Consider the following 300-nt stretch of genomic DNA (forward strand, 5'->3'; position numbering starts at 1 on the left):
CTACAAAGTTTTGGTAGTCGGAATGACTGCAGCAGTTAACAGGTAACAAATAAAATCGCCTCCAATCGAAAAAATATGTCTTATAAATAAGGGCGCGAAGCGCCGCATTTTTCGATAGATTTGTCAAGTGTTTTTGACAAAAAAAGTGGGGGATTTTAATAAAAAAGGAATCTGAAAGCCTTATATTTACTGGCTTAAAGATTCCGAGAGATTATTCCAGCATGTGGAGGAAAATCTGACTTATGATTACCTCCATTCCTCCGAAGATAATCTGTGGAGTATCCTGTATCTTACCGGCTA

Origin of the sequence: Clostridium sp. AM43-3BH (assembly GCF_003479985.1) — a bacterium.
In the GTDB taxonomy this organism is placed as follows: domain Bacteria; phylum Bacillota; class Clostridia; order Lachnospirales; family Lachnospiraceae; genus Otoolea; species Otoolea fessa.